Raw genomic sequence first — 2,776 nt, 5'->3', positions numbered from 1 at the left:
GGTTGCTGGGATATGCTTTACTCATGTCACTCTCTCGGTACTGTTTATTATCTATTCACAGCTTATACTGAGAGAGCTTTTTTACACCTTTTCCGACTTTTCAAACATCCTCTAAGACAAAACTAGACAAAGTAATTTATTCCCTATTGCGAACCCAGGATGTGGGAATTGCCCAAGAACTTTACTTCCGAATTCAGGCAAAAGAAAACTCTTTTGCTGACTTGGCGCGGGAATACTCACTTGGGCCAGAAGCTCAAACTGGTGGCTTGGTAGGCCCTATTGAACTGAATGCACTACATCCAGTAATGGTGCAAATGCTCTCTAGCAGTCAACCAGGTCAGATATTGCCCCCTACCCGCATCGCTGAATGGTTTGTGATTTTGCGGCTGGAAAAATTTATTCCAGCACAACTGGATGAATTTATGAAAGTGCGCCTGCTGAATGAACTCTTTGAAACCTGGCTACAAGACCAGCAAAAGCAAATAATGTCTGCATCCCAAGGTGATGGGGCAGGGGATGACAGAGAGAAGGCGATAAACCTTTAACATAAGCATAGGAGTATAGGAGTTACCTCCCATGCTTGGACTCAATACTCTTCAATATTGAAGATAGCGATCGCTTTTTTAGTTTTCTAGACTGGACAAGCGATCGTTTTTGACCTCATTATTATAAAAGTAATATAGGCACAGACTATCCGTGAAAGTTTAAGATAAAGTGCATTTTGTCAATCTGCCCAAATACTTAAAAACACTTAAATAAAATTGATAATCGTGCTTAGGAGGGAGAGAGAAGGAGGCGAGTGTCGCTCGCCTCCTTCCCTCTCTATTTGATTATTATTATCAAATAAGTTTTTGACAGCTAAGATGTGCAATGAAAAACTATTGTAACGACAGAACAACTTGGCAAAAATTAAGCAACATTTTTAGGTAAATTCAGTAATTAAGCCAGAAAATAAAAAGCTGAGTTTACTACGGGAGCGTCCAGTTTGGGAAGATTTACCATTTTTGAGAAAATGTAGAAGGAAATAACCCTGTGCGATCGCTGACTATGAGCTAAGAGAAACAAGAACGGATCAAAGCCTGCTTACAAGAAGTAGCAACATTACTCTACTCGGAAGCTGATAAGAGTCAGTTAATAGACCTCAGAAGGTATAGAAAAAACAGTTCGTAGCCAAATATTGGAATATGTCGACCCAAAAATAGCCCTTTTTTTATCGAACAAACAACAAAAACAAAAATCGGTAAAACCAGGAAAATCACTCATCTTAGTTGGGCAACTGAAATTAAAAGCTAAACAGACACAAAGACTGGGTTTGAAGGCAAGGAGGCAGGTTTTGTCCATTACTTTAAAAGTGCTATTTGAAGTTATCAGCTAACGAATCATATCAAAAAGCAGAAATTGAGATTGAGACATTGACAGGAGTAAAAGTTGGTCATTCAACCCAAGAACAACTAGTGCTGTCACAAGATTTTCAAATACCACTTGCTAAACAATCAGTTACATCCGTCAGCGTAGATGGAGGAAAAGTCCGGGGTAAACCGAAAGCAGGCTGTCACTGGCGAGACTATAAAACCGTTTGTCTGCAGGGGATCTACTATGGTGCATTTTTTGATGATAACCAATCTTAATTGAGAGGCTATTTATAAAGTAAGTAAGTCGTAGAGAAAATTTATAAGTATGTAACAAACAATAGTTGCTCATGACAGGAAAGTCTTACCCCACAGACTTAAATGATATGGAGTGGGAAATCCTAGCTCCCTTAATTCCACAACCTAAACAAGGAGGACATCCGCGCACAACTGATATGCGAGCAGTATGCAATGCAATCTACTGTCACTTGAAAACGGGATGCCAATGGAATATGCTTCCACCTGACTTTCCTCCAATTTCAACAGTTACAGCTACTACAGAAAATGGCAGCGTAAGGGAGTTTGGGAAAAATTAAACCATACACTACGTGGTCAAGTGCGCTCGAAATTAGGTAAATTAACACAACCAACCGCCATCGCCGCAGATAGCCAGTCGGTAAAAACGACAGAAAAAAGGGTAATGTGTATGGGTTTGATGGCGGTAAAAAAGTAAAACGAAGAAAGTGACAGACGTTGGTTGATAGTCTGGGAATTTTATTAAAAGTGGTTGGTAAGCGTTGCAAATGCTCCAGAAAGACTACTTGCCGCCTACGCTTTAATGGAACTGCTAGAAGAGCGTCCAGAACTACTCGAGAAAGTGGAGGTAATGTGGGTTGATTCTGGCTATGACGGTGATGGTGATAAATTTGCGCTCTGTGTTTGGCTGATGATTCAAGCTCATGTTGAGGTCATACGCCGTAATGACCAAGAATTTCAGGTTTTACCAAAACGTTGGGTAGTCGAAAGAATGTTTGGCTGGTTTAACCAGTACCGTCGTCTCAGTAAGGACTATGAGCGTCTCCCGGAAATAAGTGAAACTGCCATCTATGCTGTTATGACTCGTATCATGCTGCGTCGTCTTGTGGTCTAAAAATTTACTTTGTACCACAAGATATGCCATAAACAATACGCGATATATTATTTTTTGCATAAATACATCAATATATAGACGGTTTAGAGCCAACACCCTAGTAACAGCGTTCTTCTCAATGTCATAAGGCTGGGCAATAAAACAACCACACTCACCCAAAACTAATTACCGATTGAAAATTCACGCTTGCTTTATCCTTGGTCAACACAGTGCATAAACCATTGTTGCCTAGAACCGGGCACAGTAGGGAGTTTCAAAAGGACAGAGAAGCGGTCCA

3 pseudogenes are annotated in these 2,776 nt (G+C 40.4%); all 3 read left to right on the top strand.

Annotation, left to right across the window (positions count from 1 at the left end):
- Window positions 1-113: 113 nt before the first annotated feature.
- Window positions 114-545 (top strand): annotated as a pseudogene (locus tag H6G97_RS49320) (peptidylprolyl isomerase); the annotation flags it as partial.
- Window positions 546-1,071: 526 nt separating this feature from the next.
- A pseudogene (locus H6G97_RS49315) lies at window positions 1,072-1,625 on the top strand (ISKra4 family transposase); the annotation flags it as partial.
- A gap of 74 nt (window positions 1,626-1,699) precedes the next feature.
- Window positions 1,700-2,499 (top strand): annotated as a pseudogene (locus H6G97_RS49310) (IS5 family transposase).
- Window positions 2,500-2,776: the final 277 nt, after the last annotated feature.

It is taken from the genome of Nostoc flagelliforme FACHB-838 (assembly GCF_014698065.1).
Taxonomy (GTDB): Bacteria; Cyanobacteriota; Cyanobacteriia; order Cyanobacteriales; family Nostocaceae; genus Nostoc; species Nostoc flagelliforme_B.
This window is presented reverse-complemented; position numbering and strand designations above follow the sequence as displayed.